The following is a 19,773-nucleotide window of genomic DNA, read 5'->3' as shown; positions in this document are numbered from 1 at the left end:
CCGAAACGTCGCTCTCGCGCCCCGGCGGCTGCAACACCTCTGCGGGTCAGACCGACAGGCAGAGGTATTTGATTTCCAGATAATCTTCGATGCCGTACTTGGAGCCTTCACGGCCCAGGCCCGAAGCCTTGATGCCGCCGAACGGTGCCACTTCGTTGGAGATCAGCCCGGTGTTGATACCCACCATGCCGTACTCCAGCGCTTCAGCCACGCGGAACACGCGGCTCATGTTCTGAGCGTAGAAGTACGACGCCAGACCGAACTCGGTGTCGTTGGCCATCGCAATCACTTCAGCCTCGTCCTTGAAGCGGAACAGTGGTGCCAATGGGCCGAAAGTCTCTTCCTTGGCCACGGCCGCGTCTTTCGACACGTTGACCAGAATAGTCGGCTCGAAGAAGTTGCCTTCCAGGCTGTTGCCGCCGCTCAGCACTTTCGCGCCTTTGCTCAGGGCGTCAGCGATGTGCTCCTTGACCTTGGCCACGGCTTTTTCGTCGATCAGCGGGCCAGTGGTGGTGCCTTCGGTCATGCCGTTGCCGACCTTGAGCTTGGCCACTGCGGCCTGCAGCTTCTCGGCGAACGCATCGTAGACCGCGTCCTGCACGTAGATACGGTTGGCGCAGACACAGGTCTGGCCGTTGTTGCGGTACTTGGAAATGATCGCGCCTTCGACGGCCTTATCCAGGTCAGCGTCATCGAACACGATGAACGGCGCGTTACCGCCCAGCTCCAGGGAGACTTTCTTGATGTCCTTGGCGCATTCGGCCATCAGCTGGCGACCGATTTCGGTCGAGCCGGTGAAGGACAGCTTGCGCACGATCGGGTTGCTGGTCAGCTCGCTGCCGATATCGCCGGCGCTGCCGGTCACCACGCTGAATACGCCAGCCGGAATACCCGCACGCTCGGCCAGTTCAGCCAGGGCCAGTGCCGAGTAAGGCGTCTGCGAAGCAGGCTTGAGCACCATGGTGCAACCGGCGGCGAGGGCCGGGCCGGCTTTACGGGTGATCATCGCGGCCGGGAAGTTCCACGGCGTGATGGCGGCGGTCACACCGATAGGCTGCTTGAGCACGATCAGGCGCTTGTCCGGCTGATGGCCAGGAATCACGTCGCCATAGATGCGCTTGGCTTCTTCAGAGAACCACTCAATAAAGGAAGCGGCGTAAGCGATCTCACCCTTGGCCTCGGCCAGCGGCTTGCCCTGCTCCAGGGTCATCAGGCGACCGAGGTCGTCCTGGTTTTCGATCATCAGCTCAAACCAGCGACGCAGCTTGCTGCCACGTTCCTTGGCGGTCAGTGCACGCCAGGCCGGCAACGCCTTGTCGGCCGCTTCAATAGCGCGACGCGTCTCGGCCGCGCCCATCTTCGGCACAGTGCCGAGAATTTCGTTGGTGGCCGGGTTATTGACCTTGATGGTCTGGCCGCTGTCCGCGTCCAGCCACTTGCCATCGATATAGGCTTGTTGGCGGAACAACTGGGAATCTTTGAGCTGCATGTCGGCCTCCTGAACATCACCGCGCATGGGCGCAGCGTCTTATTGTGGGTTCGCAGGCAGCCCCGGGCGAGGCAGCCACTAAGGAAAACATCCGCCAGGCCCCGCATATAGATGCACAAAGACCGGACAAGAGCGTTTGAAATCTCAAACGAATCCTAGGGACTGATGGGGTAAAGGACAATAGCCTGTTCGAAAAAAAGAACGGATTTTACCGGATCAGTTGTTTTTTCTGATCGGCGTCAGTGGGTAACGTTCAGAAAAATTGCCCCTCAAGGTAAGCCCGGCAAAAGCCATCGCGACAGGCCCCAAGCCAATTTGCCGCCCGGCGGGGCCATCACACGCCATCAGCCCCGCCCAACACCCCGACAAAAACCGCCATGGACGCCTTGGGCCGACATGGGTATCATGGCGCCCGCGTTGCACCAGTAGCTCAGCTGGATAGAGTACTGCCCTCCGAAGGCAGGGGTCGTGGGTTCGAATCCCGCCTGGTGCACCACCTTCTATCCCTTGTATTACAAGGGGTTAGCTCCACTGCCAGAAACCTGTCCTAGTCCTGAAAGTCGTTTTTGCCACAAATTTGCCACACTCAAGTGTGGCGGGAATGGTCGAAATGGCAACAATCAGGAATCGCGGCCCAGCCGTTAATAAAGGACAGTGGGAAGCGCAAATTCGCCCTAAGGGCTATCCAGCGCCGCGCAAAACCTTCGAAACCAAATCCGATGCCCAAGCCTGGGCACGCATGATCGAAAGCGAAATCGACCGGGGCATCTTTGTCTCTCGCGTCGAGGCTGAACGCACTGCCTTTCATCAACTCATCGATCGCTACATCTCCGAAATTGCTCCAAAGCACAAAGGCGCGTATTCGGAAATCAAACGCTTGGAAGCACTCAAGCGTCATCCGCTGGCGACACGCATCGTTGCGACCCTCACCTCTTCAGATTTTGCCCGCTACCGAGACGAGCGCCTGAAGATCCGGAAAGGCAACACGGTAAAGCGTGAGCTTGCGTTGTTTCAATGCGTGATTGAAGTCGCTCGCCTTGAGTGGGGCATTCATCTGGCCGAGAATCCAGTCAGGATGGTCAGCCGCCCCAGCTATAACGACGAGCGCTTGCGACGGTTCGATCCAATTGAAGAGCAATACATGCACGGCGCGTTAGAGCTTCGTGAGCGACGTGCTGATGGGACCTACGCCGATGCATCACACAATCCATGGATACGGCCCATCGTCCAGCTGGCGATTGAGACAGCCATGCGCCGTGGCGAGATTTTCGAGCCGCGCTGGAAGCATGTGAACCTGGATCGCAGGACCGCACACCTTCCGGCGACGAAAAACGGGCTTGCAAGAACTGTCCCGCTTTCACCAAAGGCTATTCAGTTGCTAAAGGATTTACCGCGCTCGCTGTGCGGGCGTGTCTTCCCCACCATGGCTGATGCGCTCAAGAAGGCCTTTGTGCGAGGTCTGGAGCGTGCGAGGCTGAAATACTTGGGAGATTGCGACGTAGCGCAGGTCACGCCTCAGGAAGACTTCCTGATCAATCTACGCTTTCACGACCTGCGGCATGAAGCGACCTGTCGGCTTGCGACCAAACTGCCGAATTTGATCGAGCTTGCAAGCGTGACGGGACATAGGGAGGTGAACATGCTGAAGCGGTATTACAACATTACTGCGGAGGGAGCTGGCGGCCAAGCTTGCTTGATCGAACCACACCCGACGGTGTCGGTAATTGTACTGACGGAACATCATTGCGCACGGCTGAGCCAGTCGTGTGCGTCGGATGAGGCCAGCACACTGGGTGTTTCTTGACCGGCAGAAGTCGGCCGATTCTGTTGAAAAAGTCGGGTCTCTCGAATTGCCAGGAATCTCACCGGTGAAGAAGCGTTTTTTTGCGCGTTGTTACGTGAAATCTGTGTCCAGGATGCCTGTGCGGCACTTCAAGATTTCAATCTCATGCGCTCACATTTCTGCCGTGAAAACCATCTCCGACTTTTTCAATAGAATCGACCAGAAGCGGCCGGACGACCGATTAGCCGGGTACGGTTAGTGGTTCGGCGTCGCGCGCCCATCGCTAGTTTTTTAAAAAGCTTCAGCTATTACAATCCTGGTACGCCTGTGAATAATCATTACGAATTTTATCAGCTTCCTTTTCCAGCTTTTCAGTTCTGTCACTTTCAGCGATAGGATCTGTAAGCTGGCGCTTTAATTAGCCGCGGACCGCCCATGTTTCTCTCTACAGAGAATTACCTAGCTCAGTTTCGCCGCCTCATCGAGAGCGGTACCAGCGTATCGCTTGCTGTTGCCTTCTGGGGGCGGGGAGCGGATAAATTGATTGAGGCCGTGTGGGCCGGCATTTCCTTACGTATTCTTTTCAATCTTGGCAATGGCGGTACCAATCCTCAGGTCATCCGTGATCTTTTAGACCTAGGCTTACCAGGGCTCGAGTTACTGATAGCCGACGACCTACATGCCAAGGTGGCAATCAGCGAAACCGCTGCGATAGTTGGATCAGCCAACGTATCTGTTAACGGCCTTGGTCTTGAAGGTTCGGAGTGTGCTGGCTGGAAGGAAGCTGGCGTGCAGATTGATGACAGTGCGCAGGTGGCTGAGGTGCAGGGATGGTTCGACGCCCTGTGGGCTCGTGGAGAGGCAGTAACAGACGAGCGCCTGACAGCAGCGCAAATCCAATGGGACAACAATCGCGCCAGCCGTCCCAAGCTGTCCAAAGGCTTCTACCAAGCACTTGAAGCAGGTGAGCTAGATGGTCGCGGCATTTATGTTGAGGTACACCGGTTAGACGCCAGTGTAGAAGCCGAGGAAGCTGCGGCTGAGGCTATCAGCGACGCGCAGCGAGACGGTATGCTGGGAGCAAGAAACACACAGGTAGACTGGTACGAAGATTGGCCAGAGGACTATGACGAGCCCCTGCCCACCGATAAGGCGATTATCTCGGTGTATTACTCACCAAATAAGGGCGTGTCCGTAAGCGGGGCCTGCGAGCGGATACCATTTATGGACAGGTCATTCAAGAACGCAGTCGGCCATACGTCTTCACTTGTCATGGTACGAAAGCTGAAGGAAGTGGAAGGGTTCGCCTTTAGCAGAAGCGATGCTGCGAAGTTGACCAAAATAATCAGACCATGGGTGAAGAGCCTGTACGCCGAGGAAGACTCGGACATCGCCCGGTGTCTCCCCTTGGACGTTTTCTTCGACTGGGATAAGAAGAAAAAGGAAATGCCTTAGAGCGCGCAATGGAAGAGGTTCTGAAGCCGCCTTTGCGTTTTAGCTCTCGAATTTGAGCGAGCGAAAAACCGAGAGTGGATAGGACGGCAACATCGTCAGAGGCCAGCGCTTGATTGGCCAAACGCATAGTGGCGTTGGCTTGCTTCAGTTGAGCGATATCTACCTGCCAAACACTGCCTGCAGTTACGTCTGTCATCGGGCTACTCCGAACGGGTAAGTGAAGGCTCCATCAACCTGTTAAGTGCTGAAGATTGCATGCAGCCGTGCCTCCGTATTGGTCACGTCCGTCGTTCTAAGCGCGAGGCTGAACGTCGGAATAGCCAAATCGCTGGTCAACAGCTCCAATCGATGGTTGCTCTTGCCGACTGGAAGGATGCGCCAGGAGCGAATCTCATCCAAACGGAAGAGATGACCGTCCTGACCAACGGGGTAGGCCAGCAACCTTTTCGATTCCAGGTCGACACCAACGTAGGCGTCATTAATCTTCGCGAACACCTCGATATGAGGAAAGAACCCTTCAGCCTGATACCCAGCGACCATTTTCCTCAGTTTTGCGGCATAGCTCCGGTTGACACGGGAGAACAGCCATCCGCCCCCGGCGAAGTAGAGAGCCAACGCCCAGAACAGCCAACGAATTGCAGGTTCTTCGCCACTGGCCAAACCCAGAAAGAATGGCAGGTTGAAGCCAGAAAAAACCACCACGACTAGAAAAAGCGCACCCACCGGCAAACAACCGACGGCCCATGCCACGCGAAACAACTCCCAGATAGGTCTCATGCATCCTCCTAAACCAAACGTGCATAAACAAAATAACTGAAAATCAGATATCCCAAAAGCAGATATAGCGTGATAAGCCGAACCTTGCCAGGACACGGCTATGACCAAGGCTATTTATCGACGCGAGCACGTGATCTTTCTGCAGGTTCTTAAGCGCATGCGTGTTGAATCAGGGATGACCCAGGCGCAATGCTCTGCTGCGCTGGGGAGACCGCAATCGTTCATGAGTGATGTGGAGAGAGGGGTGAGGCGGCTGGATACGGTTCAGCTTCGTGATTTGTGTAAGGTCTTGGACAGTGACCTGGTCAGTTTTACCAATGCCTTCGAGCAAGCGCTTGGCAACCTCGATCCTAGTTCAGCAGAACCATCCTTTTAGTGCATATTCTAAAATTCGTGCCCGAAAGAGCATGGTGGGACGGAAATCGAAAAATCGCGTCGCTGCCAATGAGGGGTTACAAAGAAAATATCATTCTGCGTGGATCCAATCGGGTAGGATGGCCCACGGATGGCGATTAGCCATCCTGTTTCTTTCAGAGTGCCAAGGAGGCGTGATGGGCGAATATTCGAACCACCCTAGATACATCCCTGTTATCAAATGGCAAAAATACGAGCAAGTGGCGCTTAGTAAGATAGATGCTGCCTTATTGCCGCGAGTAAAGCCGTGCATTGAGGCTCGGACGAGCGATCAGCATACAAATCTCATAAAGAATCTGCACACGATCTGGCCGCATGAAACGTACGTGGATTACTCTAATCCTAGCGGGGATTTGACTGCACAGCGTCAAGCCGAGCTGATGGCCTTTCTCCAGGTCGCTGCAACTGCCCAATTGCCGGTATCACCAGTGATCGGTCCAGCGTACCTCGCAGGTCTGGGAGCTCCGTTTTTACAGGTCACGGCCACTTTTCCGTCGGTGGCGATTCGTATTCGGCTGAGTTCTTTTCAGCTGAGCCCGCAGGTGTTCCAAATGGTGGCCGGTAGCCTGGCAACCCTCAAAGCGGCAGGTCGTAAAGCTGAGCTATTCGTTGATCTCGGGGTCAGCCCCAAGGGTTGGGCTCCTGCCGACGTACAGGCTTTTGGGGTGACCATGCAGTTGCTGTCCGGGATTGGGTATTCTAGCGTCCATTTGATTTCCGGTGCGTTCCCCGCAAGCCTCGCATCGGTGAAAACGGGATCCGGGAAATTTGAACGAAACGACTGGAAGTTCTGGGAGGCACTCTCCGCCAGCGTGCCTGCGTTGAAGATTGGATACGGAGATTACGGCACGCTATCACCGGAATGGTCCGAGCAGATTTTGGAGCGACGGAGCAACAGTATTGCGATTCGCTATACGCGAGATGACAACTGGCTGATTCTGCGTGCAACAGGCAAGACCGCGCCGGACTCTGTAGCGCTCTCCCAGATCCTAGTGAATAACTACCCTGACTTCAAACGAAGAGGCTATTCGTTTGGGGATGATTTGCTTGAACAGAGGGCAGATCCGAATGTGGCGATTAAGCTAAAGAAGTGTGGTCATTACCACATCACGGAAGCTTGGAGTCACCACGTCGCGTATGTGCTTAAAGAACAGTATCGGTAATCCAAGTAGCTCTTTCGACCAAAGCCTGCTTTACCCGCCCTCGTAGTCGCTTGATCGGCACAAGCTCAGCAACCTTGGCTTGAATCACGTAGAGGCTTTTGCTTTTAAAGCCTCGCGTGATGCCTTCTTCCTCGAGAATCTTGAGTGCCTCTTCACGCTTGAGCAGCGTGACCAATACTTCTGGTTCATGAGTTTTGTTTTGCTTAGCTTTGCGAATCTGGCGCAGAGCGCGCCCCGACTCTTTGGGTACGACGATAACACCCCACCATAGCGGGAGCATCGGCATCGCTTTATCCAGGTGACACTCGGCCGTGACTAGAGTCACCTGATCGAACGCCCGACCGTAGCGCGACCCTTGGCCGATGAGGCGCTTCAGAGAGTCACCCTCACTTTTGATCTCATAGCAGTGCATGTCCGAAACCTGAACGAGGTCGGCCCGAATCTCACCGCCATTGATCTCCACCTCTTCGAGAAAATGCAGTGGAACCGATGCCGCCCGGGAAAGGTGATCGGTCAGGGCCAATTTGATTTCGGTTTCGCGCATACCTAATCCTTAGAAAACGCGCAATGATGCCCTATTGGGCGTCTTGCCGCTTCGAACTTTCGACGATGTGTAAGCCTGTTTTCGCAGGCCCATAAATTTATGCTAAGTTAATGCATGATTTCGCATAAACCAATCCGCCAAATCGCCTTAGAACTGCGGGCCTATTTCGCTGAAAAAGGCTTCGAAACGAGTGCGTCGATCTCAAAAGCTGCTCGTATCAACCAGTCCCAGGTCTACAGAAATCTCTTTTGTGAGCCCAAGAGATTGACCAAGACGCTTCTATATCTATGCAAATATGCAGATTTAGATATTAGGTCGCCTGTTGCGATCGTGCCAGATCCCCGAGACTGCACCGTACTGATGGATGTCCTCAGCGAGGTCTGGGACGGAACCGATGACCACGCGAAGCGTCTGGCTGATCTGCTTTTTGCGCATGACCGTGCTGCCATGGGAAGATAGTACATTGGAGACGCGTTAGAGGAGGTTGCATATGCAAGACGCAAAAGCTCTCATAACCGTTAAATCCGCTTACGACAGCCTGCAGGCTGCTGGCTTCCCCAAGTCATTCGTGGACCGGATGCTGCCCGAGTGGTGGGACAACAGCCTGCTGAAAACAAGCGCCGGTGCTCTTCAGTTCGCCCTCATCCTGAAACAGCGCCTGGGGTTAGACGTATTCTTTGGTCAGGACGGCCAGCTAGCCATAAATGCCCAAGCGCCTCAGGCAAGCTTCAAGCATCGAGCAGACACCTCCGCTGACGAGCTCAATGTCTCTGCGGCACTTGGCATTGCGCTGGCTCGAATTGCCGTCCGAGCGACGCGGAATCAGTACGGCGAGCTACCGCCGGACCCCTCGGCCATCAATGCCATGGCTCGCAACACGCGCGACGGCGCTATGGGATTTGAGGGGTTACTCGATCTCTGCTGGGCTCACGGCATACCGGTATTATTCCTCAAAGACTTGCCCAAAAAGACTAAGCGGATGGCGGGGATGGCAGTGATGGTCGATGGTCGGCCAGCCATCTTGCTGGGATACGACTACGCCCAGCATGCAAAGCAACTGTTTGTCCTTGCTCACGAGCTTGCGCACATAGTGTGTCGCCATGTGGAGGATAATGGAGCTCTGATCGATGAGGAAATCACGCAGGTCGTCGTTGGTCTGGAGGGACGCGCTCAATCGCAGCGTGATGCTCAGGAAAACGAGGCTGATGATCTCGCTCTGAGGATGATCCGCAACGGCAATATGGATGTCGTTAATCAGTTTTCCCGAGCATCCTCTGCAGTTGCACTGGCAGCTCAGGCGATGTCTTTAGGCAAAGCCACTGGCATCGATCAGGGACATCTCATTTTATCCTACGCAAAACTGCATGATGACTGGATGAGGGCAAACCAGGCACTGAACTTCATTGAACAACGCATTGATGCTGTCGCGTTAGTGCGGGAAAAACTTATCGCCAATGTGGATCTGGACGCTATTAGTGATGAAAGCGCAGAGCACTTGCTGACCATGCAGGGGTTTCAAGGATGATCGTATTTGTATCTTCTCGATAGCGATGCCGCCCGCAAGCTTTGCCAGTACGAGCTGATTGAAGAGCTGATCGTATTGCTAGGCTGCACCATCGGAGATGTGGCAGTGCTTCCTCAGCTCAAGTTTCAGTTGCGGCTTGCCAATGATGTCAAGGCACTGGAAAAGCTGGGCACGGAGAATGCTGTCGACCTAGCAAAGCGGCTAATTGCATCAGCTCAAGAAGTTGAAGTGTCTGCCACGAGTGCCAATCCGCTGCTTGAACTGAATCGTCCTGATATCGACACCGGCGAGGCCATCCTATTTGCGGCACTCTCTGAACGTTCGGATTCGTCACTGGTTAGCGGTGACAAGAGAGCATTCGTTGCGCTATCGAAGGTGAATGGAGTACCCATGATAGATGGATTGTGGGCCAGGATGTTATGTCTTGAAGAGGCCCTGTTGTGGCTGGCACGCGACGGTGATTTTCCTAAAGTATCGGAGAGAGTTCGCAATCGGCTGGACGTCGACACATCCATCGGAATCTCGTTTGGTCGAAGCACTCCGGCTGCGCAGCAAACCGTGATTGATGCACTGCAAAGTTATATCGATCATCTGAAACAGCAGACAAGCGGAAAATACGCCCCTCAGTAACTCATTCGCTAGAAGGCCGGTTTCGCAGGCATCATCCGGTGAGTTTGCATTCGACGTCATTAACTAACCTCTTCCCCCATATGTGAAATATGGTGGGTTTGCGTCGTACGTAATATCTAAGGCGGACTCCCGGTGTTACTGAGAGCACAAACTAAGCAGCTTCCTTGGGGAGCCTCAGTCATACGCTCATCCATGCAAATGAAAAAACTTCAGTGTGATCGTCTCGGGTTGATGTTAGTTAGTAGCCTAAGCGCCTCTGGTCGATTGGAGTTTTTCGCACCCCCCTGAAGATCGCCTGCATCGCCCAAGTCGACTCTCGTGATAAACACAAATACGGTAGGAGCGGGCAATTGGCTCAATCCTGTGCATACTGCAGCGGGGCACGCGGCAGCAATAGCGTACGAATGCCACAAATTTGCCACACTTACCCCACTAACCGAGGCGAAAACCCGCTAACCCCAGCTAACACAACCCGTTGATTTCCCAGCTAATCCCCGCTAACGTATTGATTCTAAACGTCGACTTTTAGGACTCCGAAGGCAGGGGTCGTGGGTTCGAATCCCGCCTGGTGCACCATCTCCCTGTTTCGAGCTGTCCTGGACTGTCTTGAAGCGTCAAACGAAGCCCGCCTTGTGCGGGTTTTGTTGTTTTAGGCCAGCTTTATTTCGAGCTCGATAGTGGCAGCCATCGGCTTAGAAGGATGGAATGGCATCCAATCCTGACCTATCGCTTAGCGGTTGCGGCTGCCGGCCAGGAGCAACCCCTCCCGCTCGCGCCAATTCGTCAAATAAACGAATCAGCAACTTTGCTTTGGCCGGTGGCTTGGCGTATTAAGACATTCTCGTGAGAACCCTGCCGAAAGATCTACGATTGACCCTCTGCGCGGTAGGCCGAAAGAAATTCGTCGGACGCAACGTAGTCAGCCGCTGCCCGCAGCGCGGCGGCCGAGTCGCTGCCCATGACATCTTCGACGCGCTTGTTGGCGAGAGACCAATACACCAATGCACGCTGCCACAACTCAACCCCCGCCGGAGTGAGGACGGCACGCTTGATTCGTTTGTCGTGCTCGTCAACGCGTAGCTCCACCCAACCGTCCCGCATCAGGGGCTTTAGAGCATGCGTGAGAGCCGATATCTGAATGGCAAGTTTGGATGCCAGATCTTGCAATGTTGGCGCTTGCCCGCCGTCATTCGCCTCCATCCTGATGATCTCCGTCAGCAGCGATACCTGTGTGGATTTCAGACCCAACGGCGCCAAAGCCTCGTCATACAAATTCCCCAGCCGCCGAGCAGCACGGCGCAGCGCGGTATTCGTACACACGAGTAATTCGTAGGGGCTTTTTTCAGCAGCCGCTGCCTTGGAAGGTTTAGACATCAGTGACTTGCCCGATTTTTTCGTCATATCGAAATAATGGTTGAGTACAACACCATTGACAAGCGCTATCTAGCCAAGATAAAACTTGAGCCCTCAATTTTTTAGTTGAGCACTCAACCTTGGAGATCCTTATGACTTTTTCAAAAAAAACGGCGGTCGTTACTGGCGCATCATCCGGCATCGGTGCCGTTTACGCTGATCGCCTTGCAGCACGCGGATTCGATCTGGTTTTAGTGGCTCGTCGAGGTGACCGGCTGGAAGCGCTCGCCCGCACGCTGGCAGAGAAGCACGGCGTCAGCGTCCGGAGTCTGGTTGCCGATCTGGAAAAGGAAGCAGATGTAGCCAGAGTGGAGGAGGTGCTCGCCAGTGACGACAACGTACAGATGCTCGTTAACAACGCAGGTGTCGCCCGGCTGAGCACGTTAGCGGAGACTGCCGTCGACGTCTCTGTGTCACAGGTTGCGTTGAACGTGATCGCCCTCACACGGCTAACCCATGCAGTCTTGCCGGCCTTCCTTGCACGCAATCAGGGCACCATCATCAATATCGCATCGGTACTGTCAGTGCATTCGTGGGAGATCAGTTCGGTTTACAGCGGCACCAAGTCCTACGTACTGGCGTTCAGCAGAGGGATACAAGACGAACTGGCAAAAGCCCGTTCAAACGTAAAACTGCAAGTCGTGTTGCCCGCTTCAACCGCAACGGAAATCTGGTCGGAAAGCGTTTCAGGGATCCCGCTATCGGCACTTGGGCAAGACACCATCATGAGTGCCGAAGACTGCGTGGACGCCGCGCTTGCAGGCTTGGACCAAGGCGAAATCATTACCTTCCCTTCAGTCGAAGATGGAAATTTGTGGAGTGAATACGACAGCGTTCGCGGCGCACTTTTCGCGGCGACCCAAACGGGCACGCCTGCGTCCCGCTACCGCCTTTCCCGATAAGCCGTGGCAATGGATCTGATGGTTGGTCGCCACCAGATCCATCACCCGTTAAGGTAGCTGTCCGCTTCTGGCCCTGTAGCGGCCTACAAAAACCACACCAGCAACAAGACCACTCAAAAAGCCCCGCCCTGAATCCTCAGGCGGAGCCTTTTTGCGGTCTGCTGAACGGCCCGGATTTCCCGGACTCAAGGCTTATCCCCTCGCCACCCCCATCAACTCCACCCCATCCTTGAGCAATAAGTAGGCAGCATTCACCACCCGCCGCAAATCCACATCGCAGGTGTTACTAATGCTCATGCACGTCAGGCTCTCAAGCAGATCTGTCCCCGCACGGATGCGGATGCTGGCGCATTCCTGCAGGTCGTTTGTCTGCCTGGGTATCGATGAATAGTGAGGGTGAGCTGCTGAGATTGGTGCTCAGGGGGATGTAGCGGTCTGTGCTCTCAGCTTGAGATACGTCAACATTGGGAATGTTGGACGGATTTTCGGTATGCATAAGTTCAGAGTCTCTAATAGAGAATGGAAAAGCCGAGATGCGTAGATCGGCGCTATGAACTACTGATAAGGGTGACCAAGCCCTGTAGCTGACTTTCCAGCGACGGCGCGGACTATAAGTGCCGGTTTTGGACTACGCAATGCGGGCAAATTGCCCTTACGGGAGTTGATCACGCCATCCGTGGCCCCCACCACTACCCCCCCAAATCCTCCCCATTATCGGCAAACCACTGCAACGTATCCGCCCGCTCCTGGGTCATGTTCAGTTCGCAGCTGGAGCCATTGAGCATATCCATGGTCCCGCCGGTAAAGCTGTACTGCATCCCGCAATCGGCATCGCGGAATTTGACCCACAGCATCTGGGCTTCCTTGAGCTGCTTCTTCTTTTCTTCGGGCAGCACGGCCATGGCGGCTTTGTAGGCCTTGTTCAGCCGGGCGTCCTGCTTGCGGGTTTCTGCGCGGGTGCATTCGCTCATGGCTGCGTCGCCCATGGCCTTGTCAATACAGGCGTCGTATTCCGGGGAGCTCTTGGTTTCAGCAAGCACGGCAGAAGAGGAACAAGCGACAAGCAAGGCAGCGGCGAGGATGGAATGACGCATGACAACAGCTCCATTGTTGGCTGGGATTGGGTGATGGCGTATTCGAGCCTAAGTCAGACCTCGGGTTCAGGAAACCCCAAGATTTAAGTTTGTCCCTAATTTAGAAACAATGAATCCAGTTTATGGGTAATTGTCTCGATAACCACAAGTCCGTAGATTTACTCCCAAGCCAGACGCAAACAGCTCCAACGAGCCAGGCGCCTAACCAATTTACGAACTCTCTGTTATCGACATCTAAAGGAACATGCCATGTCTATCCGCGAACTGCTGAACCCAACCAACTCCGCTCTGATCCTGATCGACCACCAGCCGCAAATGGCTTTCGGCGTACAGTCGATTGATCGTCAGACCTTGAAGAACAACGCCGTCGGCCTGGCCAAGACCGCCAAGATCTTCAACGTGCCGACCATCCTGACTTCGGTGGAAACCGAAAGCTTCAGCGGCTACATCTGGCCGGAACTGCTCAGCGTGTTCCCGGATCAACAGCCCATCGAGCGCACTTCGATGAACTCCTGGGAAGACAAGAAACTGGTCGAAGCGGTCAAGGCGACCGGGCGCAAGAAGCTGGTGATCGCGGCCCTGTGGACCGAGGTCTGCCTGAACTTCCCGACCCTGGAAGCACTGGCTGAAGGCTACGAGGTGTACATCGTCACCGACGCGTCGGGCGGCACCACCAAAGAAGCTCACGACATGTCCGTACAACGCATGATTCAGGCAGGCGCAGTACCGGTGACCTGGCAACAAGTGCTGCTCGAATACCAACGCGACTGGGCACACAAAGAGACTTACGACGCCGTGATGAACCTGGTGCGCGAACACAGCGGCGCCTACGGCATGGGTGTTGATTACGCTTACACCATGGTGCATGGCGCGCCGCAGCGTAAGGTTTCCTGATTCGAAAAAGGCCCTCTATAAGCCAGCTCACGCAAGAGCTGGCTTATGTCGATTTTGTGGGCGCCGGCTTGCTGGCGATTGCGGCTTAGCAGGCAACGACTTCATTGCCTGACCCGACGTTTTTTGTAGGAGCTGCCGAAGGCTGCGAAAGCGGTGTATCTGGACAATCCATTCGCAGCCTTCGGCAGCTCCTACAGCACCATATTTACAGCATAAAGATGCGGAGGAAGGTCCTACTCCGACGCCACCAGCTCCTCCAACGCCCGATTCAAATTCCCGTCAATCTTCAGCAACAGCCCCAGCAACAACTCCCGCTCCTCATCCGTCAACCCTGCCAGCGCTTTCTCACATACCGCGTCCATCACGCCCCGGGCTTTCGGCAGTTGTTGCGAGGCTTGTTCTGTGAGGGAGATCAGACGGCTGCGGCCGTCGGACGGGTCGGGGACGCGTTGCACCAGACCGTCGCGTTCCATCCGTTGCAGCAGTTGAGCCATGCTCGGTTGTTCGACCTGGGCGATCCGCGCCAGCTCAATCTGGGAGGCGCTGCCGGTGTGTTTCAGGGTAACCAGTACCGGCAGTTGGCCCATGGCAAATCCCAATTCGCGCAGGGGTGCGTCGACCAAACGGGCGAAAGTCCGGTTAAGTTGGCCGATCAGGCGCATCGAGCGGTTGGCATCAGGGATTTCGGGCGCGCTTGACATATATATAGGAGCCTATATTGTTTTACATAGGCACCTATATTAATGGATCTCCTGAATGAACGCGAACCCGAAGATCGCCATCGTCGGCGCTGGCCCTGGTGGCCTGGCACTGGCCCGTATTCTGTCTTTGCACGGCATTGCCAGCACTGTGTTTGAGCGCGACGCCCATCCAATGGAACGCCCGCAAGGTGGCACGCTGGACCTGCATGAGGGCTCCGGTCAGTTGGCAATGGAACGCGCAGGCCTGCTCGAGGCCTTCAATGCCGTCGCCCGCTATGAGGATCAGGGTTCACGCCTCTACGACAAAGGCGGGCAGATGCTGTTCGATGATCAGGACACCAGTGGCAATCGCCCGGAGGTGGACCGCACTGCATTGCGCGCCCTGCTACTGGATGCGTTGCCACCTTCCTGCATTCGTTGGGGCGCGGCCCTACGCGAGGTGCAGGACAAAGGTGACGGCCGCTGGAACCTGATGTTCGATCATGGTCTGGAAGGCCCTTTTGATCTGGTCGTCGGCGCCGATGGTGCGTGGTCGCGGGTCAGGCCGTTGTTGTCGCCCTACAAGCCGCAGTACAGCGGTGTGTGTTTTCTTGAGTTCGGCATCGACGATATCGACCGCAGCCATCCGGCTCAATCGAAGTTGATCGGTCGCGGCAAGATCGGCGTAGAAGCCGACGGCAAGGCGCTGATCCTGCAACGCAACGGCAATGCCCATGTGCGCGGCTATGCCATCTTTCGCGTCCCCCTGGGCTGGACGGAGCAACGCTTCGACTTCACCTCGCCTGCCGCGGTGCGTCAGAAACTGGAGCAAGAGTTTGCGGGATTTGCCGACGAGTTCCTTAGCCTGTTTCGTATCAGCAACGACGAATTCGCCGTGCGCCCGATCTACGCCCTGCCCGTCGGCCATTGCTGGATTAATCGCAAAGGCCTGACCCTGCTCGGCGATGCCGCTCATGTGATGTCGCCATTTAGCGGTGAAGGGGTGAATAACGCCCTGCTCGATGCCGCCGAACTGGCCCGTTTGCTGGCTGGCCCCGCGCACTGGACGGATGCCGTAGCCGAGTATGAACGGCTGATGTTTGCCCGGGTGGTGGAGTCCGCAGAGGCTTCGGCCGAAGGCGCGGCGACTTTTCTGTCCCATGATGGCCAGGCGCTAACATTGGCGATGTATCGCAGTCATCAGTCGCAATCTGAGCGTTGACCTCGCGCAAACGATCAATAGCCAATGTCTTACACGTCATCACGTACATTCGCCCTATCTACCTCCCCTCGGCCTGCGTAATCTTGGATCCACAACTGGCGAACAAGGAGTTCACCAGCGGATCACGGATGATTCGACCATGGCCCGGATGGCCGTCGACAGGATGTTGGAATGGTTTTGTAGAAAAGAACCCGCTTCGGCGGGTTTTTTATTGGGCGAGATAATGTGTCAGCGGCGAACAGGACCCTGTAGGAGCTGCCGGAGGCTGCGAACGGGTCTGTCAGTTACAGCGCTTTCGCAGCCTTCGGCAGCTCCTACAAAAACCTCATTTCAATCCAGAAATTTGCGCTGTGTTCACGAGGCGTCCCATCTGACACTCCGTCTCACTGTCTGAAAAAAGCCTCGTTGTAGCCCCCCTCCCTTTCTTTTGAAGGACATTTCCGAGAGAATCCGCACCCGCTTGCGCCTTCGAATTCGGGAGCCTAGTCTGCGCCGGTCGCTGCTCATCAGCGATCAGGTTTAGTCGCCTGGCTACACGAACTAAGGCGTATTGCGCCGCTGTATCAGCAACCATTTTTGGCGGTTGTGCGTTATGGCGGCTGTGCGCAGGGCACCTTCGGGTGCGCCGGTTTCTTAGCTCGCCGGTCGACTAACCTGCAAGTCACAGCCGCCACCTTTGATCGTTTAGTCGCGATTGTCTGGCGGCTCTCAATGAAGAGCTGAGCCATGGTCAAAATTACTCCTGATCCACCCCACTCCGATTCAACCCACTGCGAACCGACAATGCTCGAGCGCGCCCTGGCCGATTACGTCGCTCAGGACATGGCCGACCTGCAAGCCACCCTCGTCCATGCGATCGAGTTCCTGCGCTGCGCCATCGCCACGGCCTATGAAGTCGGCGATGCCCTGCAAGGCTCGCAACGCAAGCTGGCCTTTACCGTCATGCACATGGTGGAGATGGGCACGCATATGGTGGAACGTGCGCTTGAGTGCATCGAGCGCGCGGATAAGCTTGCAGCGCTGGTCAACAACCCTCGCGCAAACGATCAATAGCTAATTTCCTACAGCACAGCACGTAGATTCGCTCTATTTACTGTCATATTCCCCCGCTAATCTGACCCTAACAACTGGTGAACAAGGAGTTCACCAGCGGATCAGGGAAGGTCCCGACCATTGCCCGGAGGGCTACTGACAGGATGTTGGAATGGTCTTGTAGAAAAGAACCCGCTTCGGCGGGTTTTTTATTGCCCTCAGGCAAGTGCCTTAGCGCGTGGTAACATTTCGACGCTCTTCACAAGCCACCTTGTGTGCCAATGACAGCCATCGAAGAAACGCATCATAACCTTCCAACCATTCTCGTCGTGGACGACGAACTGCGATCCCGAGAATCTCTCAATCGCGTTCTCAATCAAGAATTCAACGTGGTGCTGGCCGACTCTGCCGCCCAGGCCAGATCGCTGCTGGAGAGCCAGAACGTTGCGGTGATCCTTTGCGATCAGCGCATGCCTCAAGTCAGCGGTATCGAGTTTCTGCGTGAAGTCCGTGAGCGCTGGCCCCAGGTGGTGCGGATTGTATTGTCCGGGTACACCGATTCGGAAGACATCATCACCGGCATCAATGAGGCCGGCATCTATCAGTACTTGCTCAAACCCTGGGTACCTGATCATTTATTGAGCACCGTGCGTAATGCAGTGGAGAGCCAGTTGCTGCAAAATCATATGCAGCGCCTGGATCTGGAGTTACGCGCAGGCACGCCAACGCTGCGCAAACGCAGCCGGGAAACCCTGGAAAAAGTACGTAACACCTTCGATATTGCGCGCATCATCCGCACACCAGGCGGGCCGCTGGATGCCATTTGCGACATGGCGGCGCGCATTGCCCGTTTCGATCTATCGGTGCTATTGCTGGGCGAGTCGGGAACGGGCAAGGAGTTGCTGGCTCGGGCAATTCATTACGCCAGCACTCGAGCCGACAAAGCCTTTGTCATGGAAAACTGCGCAGCGCTGACCGATACCCTGCTCGAATCGGAGCTGTTCGGACACAAGCGTGGCGCCTTTACTGGCGCCCATCAGGACCATATCGGCCTGTTTCAGCGTGCCGACGGCGGCACCGTTTTGCTGGATGAGATCGGTGACACCTCGGCGGCATTCCAGGTCAAGCTGCTGCGGGTGTTGCAGGAAGGCGAGCTACGCCCGGTGGGTGGCACTAATACCATTCGGGTAAATGTTCGGGTGATTGCCGCGACCCATCGCGATCTCGAAGAAGAAGTCCGTGCCGGGCGTTTCCGCGCCGACCTGTATTACCGCTTGTCCGGCGTCACTCTTGCTCTACCGCCGTTGCGTGAGCGCAGTGCCGACATCATTCCCATCGCAGGCAAGATTCTCGCCGACGCACGCCTGGAACTGGACCTTCCGGACCTGACCTTCGCCGATGAAGCGCTCGCCAGCCTGATCAGCTACCCCTGGCCGGGCAATATCCGTGAACTGCGTAACGAGATCTACCGCGCGGCGGCTTTGGCCGATGGCCCGAGTATTGGTTCCCACGGCTTTTCATTCCGCGTCCGCCAGGGCCATAACGCTGGCAACCTGCCGGGCCCACGGCGTTTCGGCCCGGCAGCCGGGACTTTGCAGGAACAGCTCGACGCCATTGAGGCGAGCATTCTCAAAGAGTCCATGCTGCGCCATCGCTGGAACAAGACTCATGCGGCCCGTGAGCTGGGTCTGTCTCGCGTAGGCCTGAGGCAGAAACTAAGACGCCTCGGCATGGAGGAGTCCTGATGGCAGGCATGTTCAATGTGCTCTGGCTGCAATCCGGCGGCTGCGGTGGCTGCAATATGTCGCTGTTGTGCGCCGATACCCAGGACTTCGCCGGGATGTGGCGCGGCGCGGGAATCGAACTGCTCTGGCACCCGTCGTTGTCACTGGAAAGCGGCCATGAAGTGCTGGAAATTCTCGATGACTGCCTAAGCGGTCGCACACCGCTGCATGCTCTGTGCATAGAAGGCTCACTGTTGCGTGGCCCCAATGGCACAGGGCGCTTTCATATGCTGGCGGGCACCGGTCTGCCGATGATCGACTGGGTGCGCAAGCTGGCCGCCGTCGCCGATTACACTCTGGGCATCGGCACTTGTGCCGCCTACGGCGGTATCACCGCAGCGGGCAGCAACCCCACCGATGCCTGCGGCCTGCAATACGATGGTGACCGCCGCGGCGGGCTACTGGGTAGCGATTATCGCTCGCGGCGCGGCCTGTCGGCGATCAATGTCGCCGGCTGCCCGACTCATCCTGGCTGGGTTACCGATACCCTGATGAGCCTGTCCGCCGGGCTGTTTCAGGCAGCAGACATGGACGACCTGGGGCGCCCGCGCTTCTATGCCGACCAACTGGTGCATCACGGCTGTACCCGCAACGAGTATTACGAATACAAGGCCAGCGCCGAGAAGCCATCGGACCTGGGCTGTATGATGGAAAACATGGGCTGTAAGGGCACTCAGGCTCACGGCGACTGCAACACCCGGCTGTGGAACGGCGAAGGTTCCTGCACTCGCGGTGGCTACGCCTGCATTAATTGCACCGGGCCGGGCTTCGAAGAGCCGGGGCATTCGTTCAACCTTACGCCCAAGCTGGCGGGCATTCCCATCGGCCTGCCGACCGATATGCCCAAGGCCTGGTTCGTGGCGTTGTCAGCCCTGTCAAAATCGGCAACGCCCAAGCGAGTCAAGCAGAACGCCACTGCAGATCACACCCTGATCGCGCCGGTCATTCGTCCGCCACGCCGCTAGAGAAGAG

The 19,773-nt window shown here is 56.1% G+C and carries 19 protein-coding genes and 1 tRNA gene; 14 read left to right on the top strand and 6 right to left on the bottom strand.

The annotated features are described in order from the left end of the window. Positions 1 to 46: 46 nt before the first annotated feature. On the bottom strand, positions 47 to 1,489 hold the full coding sequence (gabD, locus tag ACCD02_RS14290) for an NADP-dependent succinate-semialdehyde dehydrogenase (protein ID WP_413302727.1): 1,443 nt from the start codon (positions 1,487 to 1,489) through the stop codon (positions 47 to 49). 419 nt (positions 1,490 to 1,908) lie between these two features. Between gabD and ACCD02_RS14285 the strand changes: the two genes are divergently transcribed. The 3 genes from ACCD02_RS14285 (at position 1,909) to ACCD02_RS14275 (ending at position 4,727) form a co-directional block, all read left to right on the top strand. Then, positions 1,909 to 1,985: transfer RNA gene (locus ACCD02_RS14285), tRNA-Arg, on the top strand. A 105-nt stretch (positions 1,986 to 2,090) separates the two neighbouring features. After that, on the top strand, positions 2,091 to 3,293 hold the full coding sequence (locus ACCD02_RS14280; protein WP_413302724.1) for an integrase: 1,203 nt from the start codon (positions 2,091 to 2,093) through the stop codon (positions 3,291 to 3,293). A gap of 414 nt (positions 3,294 to 3,707) precedes the next feature. Continuing rightward, positions 3,708 to 4,727: a phospholipase D-like domain-containing protein gene (locus tag ACCD02_RS14275; RefSeq protein WP_413302721.1), complete on the top strand. Its 1,020-nt coding sequence runs from the start codon at positions 3,708 to 3,710 to the stop codon at positions 4,725 to 4,727. A gap of 237 nt (positions 4,728 to 4,964) precedes the next feature. Here the strand turns inward: ACCD02_RS14275 and ACCD02_RS14270 are convergent, their stop codons facing one another. Beyond that, positions 4,965 to 5,504 carry a hypothetical protein gene (locus tag ACCD02_RS14270; RefSeq protein ID WP_413302718.1) on the bottom strand — a complete coding sequence of 180 codons (540 nt, stop codon included), beginning with the start codon at positions 5,502 to 5,504 and terminating at the stop codon, positions 4,965 to 4,967. A gap of 100 nt (positions 5,505 to 5,604) precedes the next feature. Here ACCD02_RS14270 and ACCD02_RS14265 point away from each other — a divergent pair, with 100 nt between their 5' ends. Beyond that, positions 5,605 to 5,880, top strand: a complete 276-nt coding sequence (locus ACCD02_RS14265; protein ID WP_413302716.1) for a helix-turn-helix domain-containing protein — start codon at positions 5,605 to 5,607, stop codon at positions 5,878 to 5,880. A gap of 175 nt (positions 5,881 to 6,055) precedes the next feature. Then, positions 6,056 to 7,081: a beta family protein gene (locus ACCD02_RS14260; protein ID WP_163020930.1), complete on the top strand. Its 1,026-nt coding sequence runs from the start codon at positions 6,056 to 6,058 to the stop codon at positions 7,079 to 7,081. Here ACCD02_RS14260 and ACCD02_RS14255 read toward each other — a convergent pair. Then, a complete protein-coding gene (locus tag ACCD02_RS14255; RefSeq protein ID WP_057403412.1) occupies positions 7,062 to 7,625 on the bottom strand; it encodes a sce7726 family protein in 564 nt (187 codons plus the stop codon). The two genes, ACCD02_RS14260 and ACCD02_RS14255, sit on opposite strands and share 20 nt — an antisense overlap. A 114-nt stretch (positions 7,626 to 7,739) precedes the next feature. Between ACCD02_RS14255 and ACCD02_RS14250 the strand changes: the two genes are divergently transcribed. Genes ACCD02_RS14250 through ACCD02_RS14240 form a run of 3 tightly spaced genes read left to right on the top strand, consistent with a single transcriptional unit; the run spans position 7,740 to position 9,780 of the window. After that, complete coding sequence (locus ACCD02_RS14250; protein WP_413302713.1) at positions 7,740 to 8,084, top strand: hypothetical protein; 345 nt, start codon at positions 7,740 to 7,742, stop codon at positions 8,082 to 8,084. A gap of 31 nt (positions 8,085 to 8,115) precedes the next feature. Further along, positions 8,116 to 9,150: an ImmA/IrrE family metallo-endopeptidase gene (locus tag ACCD02_RS14245; RefSeq protein WP_122552239.1), complete on the top strand. Its 1,035-nt coding sequence runs from the start codon at positions 8,116 to 8,118 to the stop codon at positions 9,148 to 9,150. Between the two features lie 6 nt (positions 9,151 to 9,156). Beyond that, positions 9,157 to 9,780: a hypothetical protein gene (locus ACCD02_RS14240; RefSeq protein ID WP_413302711.1), complete on the top strand. Its 624-nt coding sequence runs from the start codon at positions 9,157 to 9,159 to the stop codon at positions 9,778 to 9,780. Positions 9,781 to 10,644: 864 nt separating this feature from the next. Here ACCD02_RS14240 and ACCD02_RS14235 read toward each other — a convergent pair. Continuing rightward, positions 10,645 to 11,154 (bottom strand): MarR family winged helix-turn-helix transcriptional regulator, encoded by a 510-nt coding sequence (locus ACCD02_RS14235; RefSeq protein WP_413302708.1) that lies wholly within the window; start codon positions 11,152 to 11,154, stop codon positions 10,645 to 10,647. A gap of 131 nt (positions 11,155 to 11,285) precedes the next feature. On the opposite strand from ACCD02_RS14235, the gene ACCD02_RS14230 reads away from it, so the two are divergent. Continuing rightward, positions 11,286 to 12,095, top strand: coding sequence for an SDR family NAD(P)-dependent oxidoreductase (locus ACCD02_RS14230; RefSeq protein WP_413302704.1), 810 nt, complete (start codon positions 11,286 to 11,288; stop codon positions 12,093 to 12,095). A gap of 689 nt (positions 12,096 to 12,784) precedes the next feature. Here ACCD02_RS14230 and ACCD02_RS14225 read toward each other — a convergent pair. Beyond that, positions 12,785 to 13,189, bottom strand: coding sequence for a lysozyme inhibitor LprI family protein (locus tag ACCD02_RS14225; RefSeq protein ID WP_413302701.1), 405 nt, complete (start codon positions 13,187 to 13,189; stop codon positions 12,785 to 12,787). 249 nt (positions 13,190 to 13,438) lie between these two features. Between ACCD02_RS14225 and ACCD02_RS14220 the strand changes: the two genes are divergently transcribed. After that, positions 13,439 to 14,083 (top strand): hydrolase, encoded by a 645-nt coding sequence (locus tag ACCD02_RS14220; RefSeq protein ID WP_413302699.1) that lies wholly within the window; start codon positions 13,439 to 13,441, stop codon positions 14,081 to 14,083. Positions 14,084 to 14,316: 233 nt separating this feature from the next. On the opposite strand, the gene ACCD02_RS14215 is transcribed toward ACCD02_RS14220, so the two are convergent. Beyond that, a complete protein-coding gene (locus tag ACCD02_RS14215) occupies positions 14,317 to 14,784 on the bottom strand; it encodes a MarR family winged helix-turn-helix transcriptional regulator (protein ID WP_413302697.1) in 468 nt (155 codons plus the stop codon). A gap of 55 nt (positions 14,785 to 14,839) precedes the next feature. Here ACCD02_RS14215 and ACCD02_RS14210 point away from each other — a divergent pair, with 55 nt between their 5' ends. From ACCD02_RS14210 to ACCD02_RS14195, 4 genes are all read left to right on the top strand, one after another. Further along, complete coding sequence (locus ACCD02_RS14210; RefSeq protein ID WP_413302694.1) at positions 14,840 to 15,985, top strand: FAD-dependent oxidoreductase; 1,146 nt, start codon at positions 14,840 to 14,842, stop codon at positions 15,983 to 15,985. A 726-nt stretch (positions 15,986 to 16,711) separates the two neighbouring features. Then, a complete protein-coding gene (locus tag ACCD02_RS14205) occupies positions 16,712 to 17,038 on the top strand; it encodes a DUF6124 family protein (protein ID WP_413302691.1) in 327 nt (108 codons plus the stop codon). A gap of 260 nt (positions 17,039 to 17,298) precedes the next feature. Beyond that, positions 17,299 to 18,762, top strand: a complete 1,464-nt coding sequence (locus ACCD02_RS14200) for a sigma-54-dependent transcriptional regulator (protein ID WP_413302689.1) — start codon at positions 17,299 to 17,301, stop codon at positions 18,760 to 18,762. Beyond that, positions 18,762 to 19,766, top strand: a complete 1,005-nt coding sequence (locus ACCD02_RS14195) for a HupU protein (RefSeq protein ID WP_413302686.1) — start codon at positions 18,762 to 18,764, stop codon at positions 19,764 to 19,766. The genes ACCD02_RS14200 and ACCD02_RS14195 overlap by 1 nt, the downstream gene beginning before the upstream one ends. Positions 19,767 to 19,773 lie beyond the last annotated feature (7 nt).

It is taken from the genome of Pseudomonas sp. Pseusp88, assembly GCF_047303955.1.
Classification (GTDB): domain Bacteria; phylum Pseudomonadota; class Gammaproteobacteria; order Pseudomonadales; family Pseudomonadaceae; genus Aquipseudomonas.
This window is presented reverse-complemented; position numbering and strand designations above follow the sequence as displayed.

Excerpts from the sequence above, each read along its gene's own strand:
- ACCD02_RS14270 (WP_413302718.1), bottom strand. The coding sequence starts at position 5,504 with ATGAGACCTATCTGGGAGTTGTTTCGCGTGGCATGGGCCGTCGGTTGT.
- ACCD02_RS14260 (WP_163020930.1), top strand. The coding sequence starts at position 6,056 with ATGGGCGAATATTCGAACCACCCTAGATACATCCCTGTTATCAAATGG.
- gabD (WP_413302727.1), bottom strand. The coding sequence starts at position 1,489 with ATGCAGCTCAAAGATTCCCAGTTGTTCCGCCAACAAGCCTATATCGAT.
- ACCD02_RS14220 (WP_413302699.1), top strand. The coding sequence starts at position 13,439 with ATGTCTATCCGCGAACTGCTGAACCCAACCAACTCCGCTCTGATCCTG.
- ACCD02_RS14215 (WP_413302697.1), bottom strand. The coding sequence starts at position 14,784 with ATGTCAAGCGCGCCCGAAATCCCTGATGCCAACCGCTCGATGCGCCTG.
- ACCD02_RS14250 (WP_413302713.1), top strand. The coding sequence starts at position 7,740 with ATGATTTCGCATAAACCAATCCGCCAAATCGCCTTAGAACTGCGGGCC.
- ACCD02_RS14265 (WP_413302716.1), top strand. The coding sequence starts at position 5,605 with ATGACCAAGGCTATTTATCGACGCGAGCACGTGATCTTTCTGCAGGTT.
- ACCD02_RS14200 (WP_413302689.1), top strand. The coding sequence starts at position 17,299 with ATGACAGCCATCGAAGAAACGCATCATAACCTTCCAACCATTCTCGTC.
- ACCD02_RS14225 (WP_413302701.1), bottom strand. The coding sequence starts at position 13,189 with ATGCGTCATTCCATCCTCGCCGCTGCCTTGCTTGTCGCTTGTTCCTCT.
- ACCD02_RS14205 (WP_413302691.1), top strand. The coding sequence starts at position 16,712 with ATGGTCAAAATTACTCCTGATCCACCCCACTCCGATTCAACCCACTGC.
- ACCD02_RS14255 (WP_057403412.1), bottom strand. The coding sequence starts at position 7,625 with ATGCGCGAAACCGAAATCAAATTGGCCCTGACCGATCACCTTTCCCGG.
- ACCD02_RS14210 (WP_413302694.1), top strand. The coding sequence starts at position 14,840 with ATGAACGCGAACCCGAAGATCGCCATCGTCGGCGCTGGCCCTGGTGGC.
- ACCD02_RS14195 (WP_413302686.1), top strand. The coding sequence starts at position 18,762 with ATGGCAGGCATGTTCAATGTGCTCTGGCTGCAATCCGGCGGCTGCGGT.
- ACCD02_RS14230 (WP_413302704.1), top strand. The coding sequence starts at position 11,286 with ATGACTTTTTCAAAAAAAACGGCGGTCGTTACTGGCGCATCATCCGGC.
- ACCD02_RS14245 (WP_122552239.1), top strand. The coding sequence starts at position 8,116 with ATGCAAGACGCAAAAGCTCTCATAACCGTTAAATCCGCTTACGACAGC.
- ACCD02_RS14235 (WP_413302708.1), bottom strand. The coding sequence starts at position 11,154 with ATGTCTAAACCTTCCAAGGCAGCGGCTGCTGAAAAAAGCCCCTACGAA.
- ACCD02_RS14275 (WP_413302721.1), top strand. The coding sequence starts at position 3,708 with ATGTTTCTCTCTACAGAGAATTACCTAGCTCAGTTTCGCCGCCTCATC.
- ACCD02_RS14280 (WP_413302724.1), top strand. The coding sequence starts at position 2,091 with ATGGTCGAAATGGCAACAATCAGGAATCGCGGCCCAGCCGTTAATAAA.